Raw genomic sequence first — 18790 nt, 5'->3', positions numbered from 1 at the left:
TGTATTCATACACTGTGCTATCGAGCTCAACTCTCAGACAATATTAATAGTACTCACCGTAGGAACAATCTCGTAAATCGGAAATATTGTAGTTTTTCAAAGAGTTTATTTTAAAGTTGAACACTACCTGTTTACAGACAACGCCTTCGCGATCCGTGTACGTGATAATACCTTCACTGTACGCTCGCTGACCATCAGAGGATGTCACGTCAGCAACAAGTTCCAAATGGCCCTTATGCGCGTCTACGCGATTCATCATCTCAAACACATCTACCCACTCTTCGCGATTTGCCATTTGTATTAGCATGGACTTCGCCTGTGTTTCCAACTGCTGGGGGTATACATAATAACGGTTGTAACCAAAGTATGCGCACATAAGTAATAAAACGAGTGCAAATGAGGTTGTTCTTGTCATACAAGCTTCCTCTTGTTGTTATAAAAATCTTGCTTCGTTAATTCAGTATAGGAAGCGAGCAAAGTTTAGGTTATAGAACTTGCCCAAATAACAGAGGACAGTCAGAGACAGTCAATTCTATGACAAGCTCAACAACAAACTTTATTGCACTCTCATCATGAGCTTGAACAAAAATACGCCATAGAGACAGTAAGAAGTAAGAAGTAAGAAGTAAGAAGTAAGAAGTAAGAAAGGAAAACTAACCGGAGCGCGGTGATAACAGAAAAGTAAAAGGAGTTTGAAGAAAAAGACAATCCGAGTGAATGTAGTGAGAGCGGAAATCAAGAGTAGATTATCCGCCCATCAACTAGGCTCAAATTGTCAGTGCCCACAACAACGTGACTCGCCGAATTTAAACGTGTTGGTAACTATCTTCGAGAGACTCTGTCTGCGTTTTTTTCTCGCTCACTTCCACTTTAACCGCAGCGACCTTGAACTCAGGGATCTTCGCATGCGGATCAGTCGCCGTTGTCGTTAGACGGTTGACTGGCGATTCAACAAAGTGGAATGGAATGAACACCACACCTTTTTGAATGCGCTTAGTCACAAAGGCATCAATCTCAATGCTGCCGCGACGTGTAGACACCTTCAAACGCTGACCATTACTGATGCCTAGCGCTTCTGCGTCTTCCACGCTCACCATCGCACGTGGACCAGCAAGATTATCCAACCCTTTAGTTTTGCGCGTCATGGTGCCAGTATGGAACTGCTCAAGCACACGACCAGTCGTTAACACAAGCGGATACTCCTCATCTGGCAGCTCAGCCGCATAACGGAACGGTACGCCCACCATTTGCCCTTTACCACGAGTAAACTGGGTTTGGTGCATGATGCGAGTACCCGCAGGGTTGTTCTTGTTGCTCGGCCATTGCACACCGTTTGGCGTAATGGCATCCCAACGAAGTCCCGCGTATTGAGGTGTCACGCGTGCGATTTCATTGGTGATATCAGACACGCAGTGGTAATCCCAATCACTGCCCATGGCATTGGCGATTTCTTGGATAATCCACCAATCTTCTTTCGCTTCACCCGGCGCCGTGACAACCGGATTCACACGCTGTACACGACGTTCTGTATTGGTGAAGTGCCCCGCTTTCTCTGCAAACGAGCAAGAAGGCAGCACCACATCCGCGTATTGTGCAGTCTCCGTTAGGAAGATGTCTTGAACCACCAAGAAATCGAGTGCTTCTAGACCTTCAATCACATGCGCTTGGTTCGGGTCACTCAACACTGGGTTCTCACCCATGATGTACATACCACGAACGTCACGATGGCAAGCCGCGTCAATGATTTCTGTCAGGGTTAAACCTTGCTCAGAAGGCAGATTTGGCGCGTTCCATTCAATCGCAAACTTCTGACGCACAATTGGGTTGTATACCTTTTGGTAGCCTGGGAAGCTGTTTGGCAAAGCACCCATATCACACGCGCCTTGCACGTTAGATTGACCACGTAGCGGGTTAATACCACCACCTTCAATACCGATGTTGCCACACAGCAATTGCAGGTTAGCGATAGAACGCACGTTGTCATGACCTGTCGTATGCTGAGTGATACCCATCGAGTAGTAAACAGCCGTACGATCTGCCGTGCCAATCATGCGCGCCATTGCTTGAATGTCTTCAGCTTTAACACCCGTAACCAACTCCACTTTATCGAGGTTGTAAGCTGGCGACATCACTTCTTGCAATAAGGTATCAAAGCCGTCGACACGTTCTTCGATGTACTCTTGATCGTACCAACCGTTCTTGATGATCTGCTGCATGACACCATTTAGGAGCATCACATCTGTACCCGGACGGTGCGCCATATACAGCTCTGCATGCTCTGCCATATCGACACGTTTCGGGTCAGCCACAATCAAGCGAGCGCCGTGGTGACGAATTGCTTGTTTGATATGTGAAGCGATGATCGGGTGTGCTGATGTAGTATCCGAACCGATAATAAAGATCACATCCGAGTGCTTAATGCTTGGAATGTCGTTGGTCATTGCACCACTACCCAGTGATGCCTCAAGACCGGTTACACTCGATGCGTGACACAAGCGCGCACAGTGATCGACGTTATTGGTGCCTAGTTCACGACGGACAAATTTTTGGAACGCGTAGTTGTCTTCGTTGGTGGTTTTCGCTGAAGAGAAACCCGCCAATGCGTTGCTGCCAAAATCTTGCTTGATGCCAGAGAACTTGCTTGCAATCAGTTGAATCGCCTCTTCCCAACTCGCAGGCTGCAACCAACCGTCTTTACGAATCAAAGGCGTGGTAAGACGCTCTTCACTGCCGATGAAATCAAAACCAAAGCGCCCTTTCACACACAGCATGCCTTGGTTCACTGGCGAGTCACCGCCCTTCACGTAACGAATCGTATTGGTTGCTTCGTCCACGAACATAGTCAACTTACAACCCACACCACAGTACGTACAAATGGTGTCGACCGCTTTCAGATCTTCAGTACGGCCTTGCGAACGGTCACGACTATCGACCATTGCGCCCGTTGGACACACTTGAACGCACGCGCCACATTGCACGCAGTTCGAATCACCCATTAGGGTTAAGCCATTCTTGTTACTTCCAAAGTGTGGACGATCGTCAGGACGTAATGCCGGACGACCTTGTTTATCGCACACGAAGTTCAGTACACCGTGTACGGCTTTGTCGCGGCACGCTTGGATGCACTGACCACAGCTAATACAGCGGTTAGCATCAAACTCAATAAACTCAGAGCTGCGGTCAACTTCGTACTTATGACGCAAGTCTTTCGCACGAAGATCTAACCAATCTTGATGCGATTTAATCTGCAAAGAGAAGTCAAAGCTTTGCTCAGCCTCATATTCGGTGGAGTAATCACGCAGCGCACAATCAGTATTTGCCTGACAGCCACATTCTAGACAGCGCGCAGCTTCCTTCATTGCTTCTTCGTTATCAAAGCCCAACTCCACTTCAGCGAAGCTTTGCTCGCGTTGTGCTGGAGTCAGCTCAGGCATGATAGATCGAGCAACTTTCTGGATGTTCTCGAAGTGAAGCGGATCGACTTGAGAGAGCTTCTTCTCTTTGCGCGAGTTGAACGCCGCCTTTGGCATGTCTGTCATATCACCATTCAAAAACAGGTCAATGGCTTTTGCCGCAACGCGACCATCACCCACCGCTTCAACTGCCGTTGCTGGGCCGCGGCGGAAATCACCAATACTGAAGATGTTGCCCGTGCCAGTGTGCATGGTCTTTTCATCTGCATCTGAGGTGTTCCAACGCGTAAGCGGAATCGACAAATCTTCACCTTCGAGGAAGCTCAGGTCTGGCTTTTGCGATACTGCTGCAATCACGGTGTCGAACTCTTCGGTGAAGAACTCGCCAGTTGGTTTAGGGCTTCGACGACCAGATGCATCCGGCTCACCCAACGCCATGCGCTCTAGGCGAATCGCACTCACGCGTCCAGTTTCATCGGCAAGGTTTTCTGCCGGGTTGGTCAAGAAGTGGAATTTCACCCCTTCGTGTTCCGCTTCGACAATCTCGTAGTCTTCTGCCGGCATTTCGTCACGGGTACGACGGTAAATCAACGTGGTGTCTGCACCAGCACGACGCGCAGTACGAGCACAGTCAATTGCCGTGTTACCACCACCGATCACCGCGACTTTCTGACCCGTTACATAGTTTTGCTCAGTGACGTAATCTTTAAGGTAATCAACGCCTAAGTAGCAACCTTCAAGGTCACTGCCTGTGTAATGCATTTCAACCGCTTGAGACGCGCCGACAGCTAAACACACCGCATCGTATTCTTCGCTCAATTGAGAAAGCGTGAAATCCACACCCAGCTTTTGATTAGTGTGAACTTGCATGCCATTACGGCACATCAGTTCGATTTCTTTATCGAGAATGTCTTTTGGCAAACGGTATTCTGGGATGCCATAACGCAACCAACCGCCCACTTTTGGCATGGATTCAAAGACCGTAACGTCGTAGCCTTCGTTCGATAGGTAATAGCCAGCCGTTAGACCACCAGGACCACTGCCGACGACGGCAATGTTCAAACCTTTGCTTGGTTTCTTTTCTGGTACGTAGGCTTCATGCGCAGACAAATCCGCATCCGCGGCATGACGTTTAAGCTGACGAATTGCGATAGGTTCATCGACTAACGAACGGCGACATTCGCTCTCACAAAATGCTGGGCATACGCGGCCAATCGATAACGGCATAGGAAGCGTACGCTTAATCACTTCAATCGCTTTTTGATGATCGTTCTGTGCGATGTGATAAAGGTACGATTGGATATCCACTCCCGCAGGACACGCGGTTTTACATGGCGCTTCACAATCGGCGTAATGGTCCGTCATGATGCGGTTGAGTGCTTTTCTGCGGTGCTCGCTTAATTGTTCTGATTGCGTGACCACATTAAGGCCGCGGTAAACTTCGAGCTCACACGCACGCTTAGTACCGCCACTTTCGACTTCAACTACACACAAGTCACACGGTACTTTTTCATTACTTTTGTTCATTCCGCACAGCGATGGGATCTCGACCCCACACACTTTTGCTGCTTCTAAAAGGGTTAGACCCTCTTCTACAATTCTATATTTTCCATCGATGACAATTTCTATCATGCAACCCCCGCAGCAAAGCAAATCCAAATCTGCACAAGTAAAACCATGCATTCTATAAGGATAATCATTTGTAAGACAAGTTAGTGTGATGTAAAACTTATAAACCACATTTTTCACGTGTCATAAAAAGCGAGGGCTTCTTTCGCTAACTTTCAACACTCGGTGTTTAACAAACGTTTTACTCCCTCGAAAGTGCGAAAACTGAAGGGTTGGACTATTTTGATAATAAAAGTAATAAATGATTGACCTTACCCTTAGGTTAACCTTTAGAGTCGAAGGGTTTTCATCATTTTCATCAAACACATGGGAAAGGGTATGCACTTAAAATCGCTGCATACAATCTGGTTAACTCTCTTCACGACGCTAGTGCTATTGGTATCTAGTGTGGCGAACAGTGAGCCGTTGATGAATATTCAAATGATGTCTACTGGCATGGCTCACCATCCTTCTATAATGAGTGACAGCGAACACTGCGGTATGCCTGGCATGATGGACGTATCCATGACTGACGCTTCTATGTCCGAAGATGGCGATGTAAGAGAAACCAGCATGAACTGTGGTGGAGGCTCCGGCATGGTTCACACCTGCTGTACTGCCGCGTGTACGATAGTTTTCGTCCCCCTACCGAATCCTGTCAATAGCCCAATGCCCGTCGTCTATCGCGCAACCATTACTCCTGAAGTTGCTTCCCCAGTCGTACACGTCAGCCGCGACCTATACCGACCTCCTATAGCCTAAATCCGTCCTAGCATTCGACCCTGCGCGTGTATCGCAGGTTGTTTTAATGCGCCTGAAAGATGAGGTAACAAGGCTTTACTGTTCCCGCAATAAAATCCGCACCTCCATCGATCCGGCGAACACTGGATTTAGATTATGGATATCAAACCATACCGCTTAGCTGCACCTATTTTTATGGTGGCTCTGGTCGCTGCGCCAACCTTGGTTAACGCCGCAGGTAAAGAGACGCACGCAGCGCAAGATTCCGCATCAAGCGAGCGAGCTTCAACGACCAAGCTTGCCCAACTGATCAACGTCGCTTTGAGTAACGATGGCAATCGTAAGCAATACTCAGCGCAATCTGCTGCCATGCGTGAAACGGGCGTCGCAAGTGCAACCTTGATGGACCCAAAACTGAAAGTGGGTTTTGGTGGCTTGCCTGTCGACAGCTTCAAATTCGATGAAGATCCAATGACCAACATCTCCGTTGGTTTAATGCAACAGTTTGAGCGTGGCTCTACGCTTGATTTACAGCAGAAGAAAGCCAATCAACAAGCCGACGGCCTTGGGCTTCAAGTTCATGCTCGTGAGCTTGAGGTAGCCAACAGCATGACTCAACTTTGGTTAGAACTTGGTTACCAGCAACGCGCTGAACAAATCATGCTTGAGAACCGCAAGTTGATGAAGGAAATGGAAAGCTTTATTCAAACCAACTATTCGATTGGTAAGAGTGAAGCGCAAGATCTGCTCAACGCCCAACTTCAAGTCAGCAAGTTGGATGAGAAACTGCAAGCCAATGCACAAATGCAACGTCGTCTTATATCTCAACTCTCCGAATGGTTGGGGTCAGATTGGTTGGCAAACGAACAGGCTCTGCACGCGAGCAATCAATTGAACTGGGACACACTGAACAGCAAACTTGCTGCCAGTCAGCGTTCCACCAAGCATTATCAGCAACTCAGCCAACACCCGATGGTTAAGATGGCCGACGTCAGCATCTCTACCAATAAAACTCAGGTGGAAATTGCTGAGCAAGCCTACAACCCGCAATTTGGCGTCGAAGTAATGTACGCCTACCGCCAAGCCGACAACATGATGGGTGAGCCCGCCTCTGATTTGGTTAGCGCTTACCTCACCATGGACATTCCACTGTTCACCGGTGACCGCCAAGATCGCAATCTCGCGGCCGCTCAATACCAAGTTGGCGCGGCACAATCGCAAAAAGACACCTTACTAACGCAGATGAATGCCAAGGTGAACACTTTGCTGGTTGATCGCGGCAACTTAACCCAACGCTTAGAACGTTATCAATCCACCTTATTGCCTCAAGCGAAAGCGCGCATTCAAGCCGTTGAGCGGGGTTATCAAAACAACACAGCGCAGTTTAACGATGTGATTTCTGCCACCACAGACGAGTTGGCTCTGCAATTAGAGCAACAACGTCTGCTGACCGATCTCAACATCGCAAACAGCAATTTAGCCACCCTACTCGGTGGTTTCGACTATCAAGTGGCTTCACCGGAAGCTCGCTCTATTTCGACATATTAATTTGTGATTCCCCAAGACAGTTGGGGCTACAGCTAGGCGGCAAACGAGAGAATCCCATGAGCACTTTCCCTAACAAACTAAGGGATCCTCTATGTGATTTGGGTGAACGAGAGCAGGCAACAACGCTGTAGCGTCAAATGTGAAGGGGAAAATAAGGTAAAACAATGAAAACATTTAAAATTGCAACCATCGCGCTGACTGTTGGTGGTGCTTTAGGGTTTGGTGCTAATCATTTTCTTACGGGCTCGACTCACGACATGAGTGCGATGGGTGGCGAGTCTGCTGCAAGCTCTAATGCTCCGCTTTACTGGGTTGCCCCAATGGATCCGAACTACAAACGCGACAAGCCGGGTAAGTCCCCAATGGGCATGGATTTGATTCCGGTTTACGCAGAAGACCTATCCGGTGAACAAGACGCACCGGGTACAGTGACTATTGACCCTTCAGTAGAGAACAACCTCGGGGTTAAAACCGCAAACGCGACACTACAACAGCTATCACCACGCATCGAAACGGTTGGCTATATTGCCTTTGATGAAAGTCTGTTATGGCAAACCAACGTTCGTGTGGCGGGTTGGGTAGAAAAACTCTACATCAATGCCGTGGGTGAGAAAGTGAAGAAAGGCGATGTGCTTTTCACGCTCTACTCTCCAGAACTGGTTAAAGCACAAGAAGAATTGCTGAATGCGTACCGCACTGGCCGCAAAGGTCTGGTAAAAGGCGCGACCGAACGCTTGGTAACGCTTGGTGTTGACCGCGCTCAAATCCAATCCATTACTCGTAGTGGTAAAGCATCGCAAACCATTGAAGTCAAAGCGCCTGCTGATGGTGTTATCGCGAGCTTAAACGTGCGTGAAGGTGGCTATTTGTCCCCTGCTCAAGCGGTGATCAGTGCAGGTCCTTTGGACAATGTTTGGGTTGATGCTGAAGTCTTTGAGCGTCAAGCACACTGGATGAAAGCGGGTTCTCAAGCCACGATGACCCTTGACGCGATTCCGGGCAATGAATGGCAAGGTGTTGTCGATTACGTGTACCCAATCCTCGATCCGAAAACACGTACGTTGCGTGTGCGTCTTAAATTCCCTAATCCAGATGGCGCATTGAAGCCAAACATGTTCGCCAATATTGCTCTGCAGCCTGTTACTGACGACGCAGTATTAACGATTCCTAAATCATCTGTTATCCGCTCTGGCGGTATGACTCGCGTTGTCCTGGCGGAAGGTGATGGCAAATACCGTTCTGCTCGAATTGAAGTTGGCCGCGAAGCTGGCGAACAAATCGAAGTATTACAAGGACTTAAACAAGGCGACAAGATCGTTACGTCATCTCACTTCATGCTCGATTCTGAATCAAGCCAGTCGGCGGATCTATCTCGCATCAATGGTGTAGAAGCAGCGGCAGAAACAGCATGGGCTAAAGGTGAGATCACGGATGTGATGAAAGATCACCGAATGCTGACCATCAACCACCAACCTGTACCAGAATGGGATTGGCCGGGCATGGTAATGAACTTCACTTTCGCAGATGGCGTCGAGATGGGTGACTTGAAAAAAGGTCAGGCTATCGAATTTGAAATGCAGAAAACAGAATCTGGTCAGTACCAAATCGTTGACTATAAGGCAGACAACAGCGTCATTGCCGCAGAAGTTTGGCTGACTGGTGACATCACAATGCTGATGGCTGATTTTGGCATGATCACCTTAAACCACCTACCGGTTGCAGAATGGAACTGGGATGCGGGTGAGATGAACTTCTCTGTGGGTGAAGACGTTGATCTAACGGGTTTTGAAGAAGGACAGAAAGTTCGGTTTCTAGTTGAAAAACAAGGATCTGACTACGTTCTTAAACAGCTAGTTCCTGCAACAGCAGCCGTCGAGGGTTAATTATGATCAATGCTATTATTCGTTGGTCACTGAGCAACCGATTCCTAGTGTTGGTCGCGACCTTAGCCCTTGTATTAGGCGGACTTTACAGTGTAAAGAATACGCCTGTTGATGCGATTCCGGATCTTTCTGATGTGCAAGTGATCATCAAGACAAGCTATCCGGGTCAAGCTCCTCAAGTCGTCGAGGATCAAGTTACTTACCCGCTCACCACCGCCATGCTTGCCGTGCCGGGTGCTGAGACAGTTCGTGGCTACTCCTTCTTTGGTGACTCTTACGTTTATATTATTTTCAACGATGATACCGACATGTACTGGGCACGTTCACGCGTGTTGGAGTACTTAAGCCAAGTAGCACCAAAGCTACCATCGAACGCAAAACCAACCTTAGGTCCTGATGCAACGGGCGTGGGCTGGGTTTACAGCTACGTATTACAAGACAAAACCGGCAAGCATGATTTGGCGGATCTTCGCAGCCTGCAAGACTGGTTCTTGAAGTACGAGTTGCAAACCGTTGATGGCGTTTCTGAAGTCGCGACCGTGGGCGGTATGGTGAAGCAGTATCAAGTGCAGATTGACCCTGCCAAACTGCGTGCGTACAACCTCACTCTGCAACAAGTGAACATGGCAATCCAAAACGGTAACCAAGAAACCGGCGCGTCTGTTATCGAAGTGGCTGAAGCCGAGCACATGGTTCGTACCACGGGTTACCTAACCAGCATTGAAGACATAAAATCGCTGCCGCTAAAAGTCACCGAGAAAGGCACGCCGTTGCTATTAGGTGATATCGCAGACATTAACCTTGGCCCACAAATGCGCCGTGGTATCTCAGAGCTGAATGGCGAAGGTGAAGCGGTAGGTGGCGTTATCGTGATGCGCTTTGGTGAAAACGCCAGTGAAGTGATTGCGAAAGTCAAAGACAAACTCGCAGACCTACAACGCAGCCTGCCAGAAGGCGTGGAAATTGTTGCAACTTACGATCGCTCTACCCTTATCGATTCAGCGGTAGAAAACCTATGGAAGAAGCTTGCAGAAGAGTTCATCGTCGTTGCGATTGTGTGTGCGTTGTTCCTGTTCCACATTCGTTCTTCGTTGGTTATAGCTCTGAGCCTACCGGTCGGCATTCTCACTGCGTTTATCGTGATGCATTGGCAAGGCATCAATGCCAACATCATGTCCTTGGGTGGTATTGCGATTGCCATCGGTGCCATGGTGGATGGTGCAATCGTGATGATTGAAAACGTTCATAAGCACATTGAACGAACGCCACTGACCGACAAGAACCGGTGGCAAGTAATCGGCAAAGCCGCAGAAGAGGTTGGCGCACCTCTGTTCTTCTCGTTGCTGATCATTACTCTTAGCTTCGTACCGGTGTTCGCCTTAGAAGGCCAAGAAGGCAAGATGTTCTCGCCGCTTGCGTTCACTAAGACTTACGCCATGGCAGCGGCAGCAGGTTTGGCAATCACACTCGTCCCTGTTCTTATGGGCTACTTCATTCGCGGTAAGGTGTTACCGGAACACAAAAACCCAGTTAACCGTGGCTTGGTCGCGTTGTACCGCCCGTTGTTGAACACCAGCTTAAAATACCCTAAGACCATGATTGTTATCGCATTAGGTCTGACGGCATCGGCTTACTACCCAACCAGTAAACTGGGTAGCGAATTCATCCCGCCGCTGGATGAAGGCGACTTAATGTACATGCCAACGACCTATCCGGGTATCTCAATTGGTAAAGCGCGCGAGCTTCTACAACAAACCAACAAGCTGATCAAAACCGTTCCAGAAGTGAAAACCGTATGGGGCAAAATTGGCCGAGCTGAGACCGCAACCGATCCAGCGCCACTCACCATGATTGAAACCGTGATTCAGTTGAAGCCACGCGACCAATGGCGTGAAGGGGTAACAACCGAGTCACTGCGCAAAGAGTTCGACAAGCTGGTTCAGTTCCCTGGTCTTACTAACGCTTGGGTAATGCCGATCAAAACGCGTATCGACATGTTGGCAACGGGCATCAAAACCCCTATCGGCATTAAGATCGCCGGACCTGATCTGAAAGTGATTGAGAAGATCGGTTCTCAGCTAGAGCCAATTCTTAATGGCGTACAAGGCACGGCATCGGTTTACGCAGAACGTGTAGCAGGTGGTCGTTATGTCACGATCGACATTAAACGTCGTGCCACAGCGCGTTATGGCTTGAGCATCAAAGACGTTCAGCAGGTGATCTCTACTGCGGTGGGTGGCATGAATGTGGGTGAAACCATCGAAGGCTTGGAGCGTTACCCAATCAACGTTCGTTACCCACAAGACTACCGAGATTCAGTGGTTAAACTGCAAAACCTACCATTGGTGACACCAAATGGCGCTCGTATTGCGCTGGCTGACGTAGCGGACATTCGTTACGAAGATGGTCCTCCAATGATCAAGACAGAAAACGCACGTCCAAACGGCTGGGTATTTGTCGACATCGATGGTCGTGACCTTGGCTCTTACGTCGTGGAAGCGCAACAGGTTGTTGCTGATCAATTGGAACTTCCTGCGGGTTACTCGCTGGCTTGGTCTGGTCAATACGAATACATGGAGCGTGCGAAAGACCGCTTGAGTGTCGTGGTACCAATCACCATCGCCATCATTATGCTACTGCTTTATTTCAGCTTCCGTCGTGTCGGTGAAGTGATGATCATCATGCTTACTCTACCACTCGCTATGGTCGGTGGTTTGTGGCTTATGCATATCCTCAACTACAACTTCTCGATTGCCGTTGGGGTCGGCTTTATTGCCCTAGCAGGCGTCGCGGTTGAAATTGGGGTCATCATGCTCGTCTACCTCAACCAAGCATGGCACTACAAAAAGCTGGATGCGGAAGAGAGCCAACAGAAGCTTGAAGCGAAAGACCTAACCGATGCCATTCGTGAAGGTGCAGGCCTTCGTGTTCGCCCAGTAATGATGACGGTACTGACGGTCATTATTGGTCTGATTCCGATCATGTACGGCGAAGGTACAGGATCAGAAGTAATGCAACGTATCGCTGCGCCAATGATTGGTGGTATGGCATCAGCACTGCTACTGACGCTGTTGGTACTTCCTGCCATCTTCAAGCTGTGGAAACAACGCGAATTGCGCTCAGGTAATTCAACTCCTAGTCAAACAAACACGCAAGCTGGCAACCAAATCGAAAACGCCGACAACACAGATCACACTGGCAACAAGGCTTAATCCCTACCTTCCCCTCTATCAATTCGTTTGGGGGGAAGCAACCAAGTTATTAATGAATTAAAACAAGGATATAAAAATGAAAAAGACACTAATCACTCTTGCTCTAGCCCTAACAACAACGACTGCGTTTGCCCAAATGGATCATTCAAACATGGACCACGCGAACATGGATCATGGCAATATGAAGCATGAAAATATGGACCACGGCAGCATGGAAATGGACCACAGTAAAATGGACCATTCAAACATGATGGATATGCCGGGTATGTCAGCAGTTGGTATGCCAGCAAAAGGGGCAAAGCCAGACAAGGTGGTACACGTTATCTTGGGTGATGACATGACTATTAAGTTCAAAAAAGACGTTAAAATTGAGCCAAACGATGTGGTGCAATTTGTGGTCATGAACACCGGTAAGATCAACCACGAGTTTACGATTGGTTCGGCTAAAGAGCAGCTAGAACATCGCGAAATGATGAAGACAATGAGTGGCGATCACATGCATGACTCGGGCAACTCTGTGACGGTAGAACCAGGTAAAGCGAAGCAATTACTGTGGCACTTCCACGGTGACAACAAGGTTGAGTTCGCGTGCAACATTCCGGGCCATGCAGAATCGGGCATGGTTAAAAAGATTGAACTGTAAGTAATTATCCAACTAGACAAAGGAGCTGATGATTCAGCTCCTTTTATTTCTCTGGATCAAACTATTCGTTAGCTCATGATAAGAAATTCTGAGCCAGTGTCTCACGCTAAGATATTTTTATGACCGAATCACCGACGTAATATATAAGCCAAACTACGGGCCTTGATAGCAACACTCTTCTCCTCATATTGAGACCGTATTAGCGTATTGCAAAGAATCCTACATAAAATAGACATAGATTTAACAGTGTTTAGAGTATTGGCTCGTTATAGTTTACGTGATATCGCTACGGTGCGAACTAAAACTAAAATTGAAGAACACGATCCATGAAAAAGTTATTTTTGTTGGCTGGGCTAATGGTTTGCTCAACCCTAAGTTACGCGTCCCAACTGAATGAGGACATTTCTCTCCTCGAGCAACAAACCTCAAGCAGAATTGGGGTGTCAGTTTGGGATACCCAAGCAGACGAGCGTTGGGACTACCGTGGCGATGAACGCTTCCCACTCATGAGCACATTCAAAACCCTAGCTTGTGCCAAAATGCTAAGTGATATGGACAGCGGTAAGCTAAGTAAGAATGCGACCGCAAAAGTCGATGAGCGCAGTATCGTTGTATGGTCTCCAGTGATGGATAAGCTCGCAGGCCAAAACACACGCATAGAGCACGCGTGTGAAGCCGCTATGTTAATGAGTGATAATACTGCAGCCAACTTGGTATTAAATGAAATTGGCGGCCCTAAAGCCGTAACAATGTTTCTGCGAACAATTGGAGATAAAGCAACGCGCCTAGACAGAATAGAACCTCGCTTGAACGAAGCCACACCAGGCGACAGCCGCGACACAACCACACCTAACGCCATACTAAACACTCTTCGAACTTTGGTCGAAGGCGAAACGTTGTCTTATGAGTCTCGTGTACAATTAAAAATCTGGATGCAGGACAACAAAGTTTCAGACTCGTTAATGCGTTCTGTATTACCAACAGGTTGGTCTATTGCAGACCGTTCTGGTGCGGGTGGTCATGGTTCGCGTGGCATTAACGCGATTATATGGAAGGAAAATCATCGACCTGTTTACATTAGTATTTATGTCACAGAAACCGAGCTCTCACTTCAAGCTAGGGACCAGCTCGTTGCGCAGATAAGTCAGTTGATTTTACAAAAGTACAAAGACAATTAAGTCTCTACTCACCTGACCCCATTTGTATCCTTTTCTAGCCCTTCTCTTCCAGAAGGGCTCATTCTGTACTTCCATCTTAAAAACACCACTTATTGAGTAATGACTTACTTATAAATAGGTATAAGATTTACTTATTTAGGGTGAGTTAACGCCCACATTAAGCAACCAAATGCACACAAACGGCGATAATTAAACCATACTCTTACCAAGAAGCACATTTTCTACAAAATAGCTTCACGTAATTTATTGTTGGTATTTGCAACATTGCCAAGGAGATGTCTATTGAGACTTGAAAGAACTTTTAACCCTGATGACTTATCGATGCAAAACATGGAAAGTCCGATATGTATGCCGATAGGGTTTGTTCACTTTTTAGCTCAATCGGAAACACTACAGCAAGTACTTGATACGGTGGCAGAATGGATAAATCGTATATTTAATTCTGACCGTGCGAGTATCACACTTTATGAAAACAATGATCATTTAAAGGTCTACTCTTTCTCTGGTAGTAAAGCGATTCCCGCTGAATTTTTAGTGCCCATTCATCAAGCGTTTGTTGGCCGAGTGTTCAAAAAGCAACAACTGATGATCTGCGACGATGTTACGCAATCTGATGAGATCGATTGTGTGATGCTCGCATCCAATGGTATGGGTACGTGTATGGACGCGCCTTTAATGCACGGTAAAGTCTGCCTAGGAACGCTTAATGTTGCGCATCATCAAACGCACATTTACACAAACGAACAAGCGGCACAGCTTCAGTGCATCGCTAATTGGATTGCTTTAAACATTGCCCTTCATATACAGATTATGAAAATGGAACACCTCGCCACGACGGATGATCTAACAGGTATTCCAAACCGCAGAGAGTTCATGCGACAAATCGAAAGCCGCCTAAATGAATACCGAACCCTGGGCATTGACTTCCATGTTGCTATTTTAGATCTCGACAATTTTAAAAGCCTCAATGACCGATTTGGTCATGACGCAGGCGATAAATCACTGATCCATGCAGTCAATACTATTAAAAGTCATCTACTTGATTGTGACTTACTTGCCAGAGTTGGCGGTGAAGAGTTTGCCATCGTATTAAGAAGTCGCTCATCACAGCAAGCTCTAGACACATTAGAAACAATTCGTAATGCACTAGAAACGACGACCGTTCAACATTCAGGTTGTGATATGAGCTTCACCGCGAGTATTGGGGTAACTCAAGTCTGTCGTCTCGACGACTCATTTGAACCATTAGTTAAACGCGCCGACTTAGCACTTTACAAGGCAAAAGAAACTGGAAGAAATCGCGTTGAGTTTCATATTGGTGAAGAAAGGTAGAAAAAATAAAAAAAGGTAGCGACTCATTGCGCTACCTTTTATCGATTCTAACCCGCTTAAAATAACTAGTACGAACTTTAAGCCAGTTAAAAATAAGAATGAGCAAATTTAATTATGCTTTCTTAAGATCTTTAGCTGGGTAAGTTAGTGTTTTTTCGCCTGCTTTTACATGTGTGTAAAAACCGCCACTGCTTAAACCTGTAACAACCATTTCGCCAAGATCGATACCTTTAGTCGCTACTACTACGTCACCGATTGAAAACATATTGAATACCTTGTTTGTTTAGATTAAGACACTAAGTCGTTGCGCGGTATTTAATACGATATTAGGCAAAGCACCTAATCGAGTTTTTTATCGTAAAGATTAATTTATATTTGTCGTGAACTCTAAGTTTCCACATTGAAAATCACAGGATATTTTCCAAAAAAAGATGCGCTATTCTTGTGAAATACGGTAATATTTTCTAGCATCAAGTGCGGAGGTATTCTCCGCCCTCATTGGAGAAAAATGATGAAGAAAGGCCTAAAAATGCGTGCATTAGAGCGTTCTGATTTGCGCTTTATTCATGAACTGAATAACAACCGAAATATCATGGCCTACTGGTTCGAAGAACCTTACGAGTCTTATGACGAGCTCGAAGAACTTTATCGAAAACATATACATGATGACGCTGAAAGACGTTTTGTCGTCGAAGATGAAGACGGCATCGTAATTGGCTTAGTTGAGCTGATCGAGATTAACTACATTCACCGCAGCGCGGAATTTCAGATAATCATCGCCCCAGAGCATCAAGGCCGAGGTTATGCGACAGAGATGATTAATCGTGCGTTAGATTACTCATTCTCAATTCTTAATCTACGTAAAATCTACTTATTAGTCGCAGTGGATAACGAAGTCGCTATTCACTTATACAAAAAATGCGGCTTTATCGAAGAAGGTCACCTTGTAGAAGAATACTTTATTAACGGCGCTTACAGCGATGTTAAGCGCATGTATATATTAAAACACCAGTACCAGAAAAAGATCGAAGAAAACAACTCAATTCACTAGTTCATTCTATCAAAGTAAAAACGCAGCTATTTGGGCTGCGTTTTTATTTATTCAAATTGATATTGATATGATAACACGATGCGCTTGTCTGCTTCATCCAAATAGGTGTTGTTGTCCATGACAAACGTCATTACGTTAAAAGAGTGGCGTTTGCTCACGAGGTAACCAAGACCAATACCACCAAAGAAGCCTTTGTAGTTCTCTCCTTCACTGTTTACTGAGCCGTAAGTGCCTGCTGCGAAGCTGATTAACGTCAGCTTTTTGGTAAACGATTTCAGCGCAAATGCACCAACGTAACCGCTACTGCCTGAAGAGCTTATCATATTGAAGCCATTCTCTGCACTTGGCGTACCCGTAAAGTTAGGCTCGCTACAGAGACTACTTTCTGCACCGTCACAAACAGGAACATCACCAGTGTTGTACGTATAGCCTGCCATTGGGAAAATTTGGAAACCTGCTGGCTCAATCCCGAAATAACTTAGCGGCATAAAGGTACCAACGCTGTAGTTGGTTTGATCCGCGCCGTTTACGTATTCATTTTTACCGAAGTTGAAGTTCACGATACCGACCGGAAACAACCACGAGCCACCAATACGCCACTCGCTCGCATCATCATTGATACGCAGGTTAATTTTGCGCGCTTGGTCAAGCGCAAGTGAGCCCGAGAATGAGATGTTTTGATCATCAAAATCGTAGTTGTTTGCGTAAGACGCGCCAAATTTCGTAATGACTTTTGTTGGGTCATCCGCCAACTTGTTTTTATTGTCTTTTACTCGATGCTCGGCACCATGAGCTAGCGTACTAACCAACAAAGTTATACACACTAACGCTAGTTTATTTTTCATTTTTTAGTCCTTTGAGATGTTGAATACCCGCACTTAGCTGCGCAGATACTTTTTGAATCATCACTCACTGGATGTGACAGAAGCGCCCTAACTACCTTAGATGGTGTGACAGCATCCAGTGCAGGTAGTTAGGGTAGAATGGCCTGTAAGGAAGGCGTTTTAGCGATTAGGAATGATTAGTTTTTCCAGTTGTAGCTCATGCTCATGAAGTACAGCGCAGGCTCATCAAAACCAGCTTGTAAGCGTGGCGTTTCTGACGATTCCATCAAGATCGCTTCAAACGCGAAACCAATTGAGTTTTCTGAATCCAATTTGTAATCAATGCCTGTACCAATGCGGTACGCCTTGCCAGTAGGAACGGTAATGTCACCGTTTGATTGGCTTTCATACATGCTGGTATCGAATGCAAAACCTGCATTCCACATCATTTTTTCATTCAGTTTGTACTGATTACCCAATGCGATTTGGTAAGTGTCTTGTGTCTCTACGCCCAGCGTGGTTGTGTATTCGCTCCAGTCTTGCCAGTTCACGTTCAACATCACCGCTAGGTCATCATTCACTTCATGGTAAGCACTGAAGATCAGTTGTTGCGGAGCAATGGAGTTACTCTTGTCGAATTCAAATTCGGTTTCAGAAGAGTAAGACAGGCCAAGACGAGTGCCTGGTGTTGCTTCATAAAGCACACCTACTCGGCCGTTGAGCTGAGTATCTTGGTCTTCGTCATTGAAGTTCAAGGCTCCCTTCGTTTCTACTTCATACATACCGTACTGAATGCCAAGCGCCGCACCCACAGACCAGTGATCATTGATGCGGTAAGAAGCGGAAGGTTGAATGGTCAAGGCTTGCGTCGTTGCTGTAGGAATATCTAAATGATCACCCAAAAGACCTTCGTACTCGAGGCCAAGACCGTAGTTGCCATACAGACCAATACCCAGCGTCCATTTGTCGTTCACTTGTTGGCTGTAAAATGCCGACGCCATAGGAACAAAACCAATCACGTTGCCCGCATCGCCAGTCATCGTGTCTAGTTGCGCGTCACCGTAAAGGCCAATCAGGTTACCAGAGAAAGATTTACCAGAAACATTCGCCAGACCAGCCGGGTTTGCTGCCATTACTGAGGCATCTTGCGCACGAGCCGCCATACCAGCGGATGCCAAACCAATATCCGATGCTGTTGTTTCGTAAAGGTATAACCCACCCGCTTGCGCAGCAGCACAAGTCAGTAGAGAACTCGCTACGACGATTTTTGAAAGATTTTTCATGTTAAAACCTATTATTGTTAGGGGAACCCACGCTGCGACGGTGGTTGTATATCAATGAAAGGCATTGGCCAATC

The 18790-nt window shown here is 46.8% G+C and carries 13 protein-coding genes; 8 read left to right on the top strand and 5 right to left on the bottom strand.

The genetic code is table 11. The features are described from left to right. Positions 1-43: 43 nt before the first annotated feature. Together IJ23_RS16195 and fdhF are read right to left on the bottom strand one after the other, a co-directional pair. Positions 44-415, bottom strand: coding sequence for a hypothetical protein (locus IJ23_RS16195; RefSeq protein ID WP_005375433.1), 372 nt, complete (start codon positions 413-415; stop codon positions 44-46). A gap of 391 nt (positions 416-806) precedes the next feature. Next, positions 807-5045 (bottom strand): formate dehydrogenase subunit alpha, encoded by a 4239-nt coding sequence (gene fdhF, locus IJ23_RS16190; RefSeq protein ID WP_033906806.1) that lies wholly within the window; start codon positions 5043-5045, stop codon positions 807-809. Between the two features lie 315 nt (positions 5046-5360). Between fdhF and IJ23_RS16185 the strand changes: the two genes are divergently transcribed. The 7 genes from IJ23_RS16185 to IJ23_RS16155 all read left to right on the top strand — a co-directional run bounded on the left by IJ23_RS16185 (position 5361) and on the right by IJ23_RS16155 (position 15558). Further along, the gene (locus IJ23_RS16185) at positions 5361-5783 is read left to right on the top strand and encodes a hypothetical protein (RefSeq protein WP_033906805.1); all 423 of its coding nucleotides are present in this window, start codon (positions 5361-5363) and stop codon (positions 5781-5783) included. Positions 5784-5918: 135 nt separating this feature from the next. After that, positions 5919-7310 (top strand): TolC family protein, encoded by a 1392-nt coding sequence (locus IJ23_RS16180; protein WP_033906804.1) that lies wholly within the window; start codon positions 5919-5921, stop codon positions 7308-7310. Positions 7311-7474: 164 nt separating this feature from the next. Continuing rightward, positions 7475-9193 carry an efflux RND transporter periplasmic adaptor subunit gene (locus IJ23_RS16175; protein WP_033906803.1) on the top strand — a complete coding sequence of 573 codons (1719 nt, stop codon included), beginning with the start codon at positions 7475-7477 and terminating at the stop codon, positions 9191-9193. A 2-nt stretch (positions 9194-9195) separates the two neighbouring features. Further along, positions 9196-12405, top strand: a complete 3210-nt coding sequence (locus IJ23_RS16170) for an efflux RND transporter permease subunit (protein WP_033906802.1) — start codon at positions 9196-9198, stop codon at positions 12403-12405. Positions 12406-12481: 76 nt separating this feature from the next. Beyond that, positions 12482-13048 carry a copper-resistant cuproprotein CopI gene (gene copI / locus IJ23_RS16165; RefSeq protein ID WP_033906801.1) on the top strand — a complete coding sequence of 189 codons (567 nt, stop codon included), beginning with the start codon at positions 12482-12484 and terminating at the stop codon, positions 13046-13048. 326 nt (positions 13049-13374) lie between these two features. Next, a complete protein-coding gene (locus tag IJ23_RS16160) occupies positions 13375-14226 on the top strand; it encodes a carbenicillin-hydrolyzing class A beta-lactamase CARB-42 (RefSeq protein WP_005375420.1) in 852 nt (283 codons plus the stop codon). 282 nt (positions 14227-14508) lie between these two features. Further along, positions 14509-15558, top strand: a complete 1050-nt coding sequence (locus tag IJ23_RS16155; RefSeq protein WP_025998663.1) for a sensor domain-containing diguanylate cyclase — start codon at positions 14509-14511, stop codon at positions 15556-15558. 112 nt (positions 15559-15670) lie between these two features. Here IJ23_RS16155 and IJ23_RS25445 read toward each other — a convergent pair whose 3' ends face one another. Then, positions 15671-15823: a hypothetical protein gene (locus tag IJ23_RS25445; protein WP_005375418.1), complete on the bottom strand. Its 153-nt coding sequence runs from the start codon at positions 15821-15823 to the stop codon at positions 15671-15673. A 246-nt stretch (positions 15824-16069) separates the two neighbouring features. Here IJ23_RS25445 and speG point away from each other — a divergent pair, with 246 nt between their 5' ends. Continuing rightward, positions 16070-16609, top strand: coding sequence for a spermidine N1-acetyltransferase (speG, locus tag IJ23_RS16150; RefSeq protein ID WP_005375417.1), 540 nt, complete (start codon positions 16070-16072; stop codon positions 16607-16609). A 47-nt stretch (positions 16610-16656) separates the two neighbouring features. Here the strand turns inward: speG and IJ23_RS16145 are convergent, their stop codons facing one another. Both IJ23_RS16145 and IJ23_RS16140 read right to left on the bottom strand, forming a co-directional pair. Beyond that, positions 16657-17454 (bottom strand): hypothetical protein, encoded by a 798-nt coding sequence (locus IJ23_RS16145; protein ID WP_033906800.1) that lies wholly within the window; start codon positions 17452-17454, stop codon positions 16657-16659. A 176-nt stretch (positions 17455-17630) separates the two neighbouring features. Next, positions 17631-18716, bottom strand: coding sequence for an OmpP1/FadL family transporter (locus IJ23_RS16140; RefSeq protein WP_033906799.1), 1086 nt, complete (start codon positions 18714-18716; stop codon positions 17631-17633). Positions 18717-18790 lie beyond the last annotated feature (74 nt).

This window comes from Vibrio sp. OY15 (genome assembly GCF_000742455.1).
Classification (GTDB): domain Bacteria; phylum Pseudomonadota; class Gammaproteobacteria; order Enterobacterales; family Vibrionaceae; genus Vibrio; species Vibrio alginolyticus.
Note: the sequence above shows the minus strand (reverse complement) of the source record. Positions and strands in the feature narration are given on the sequence as shown.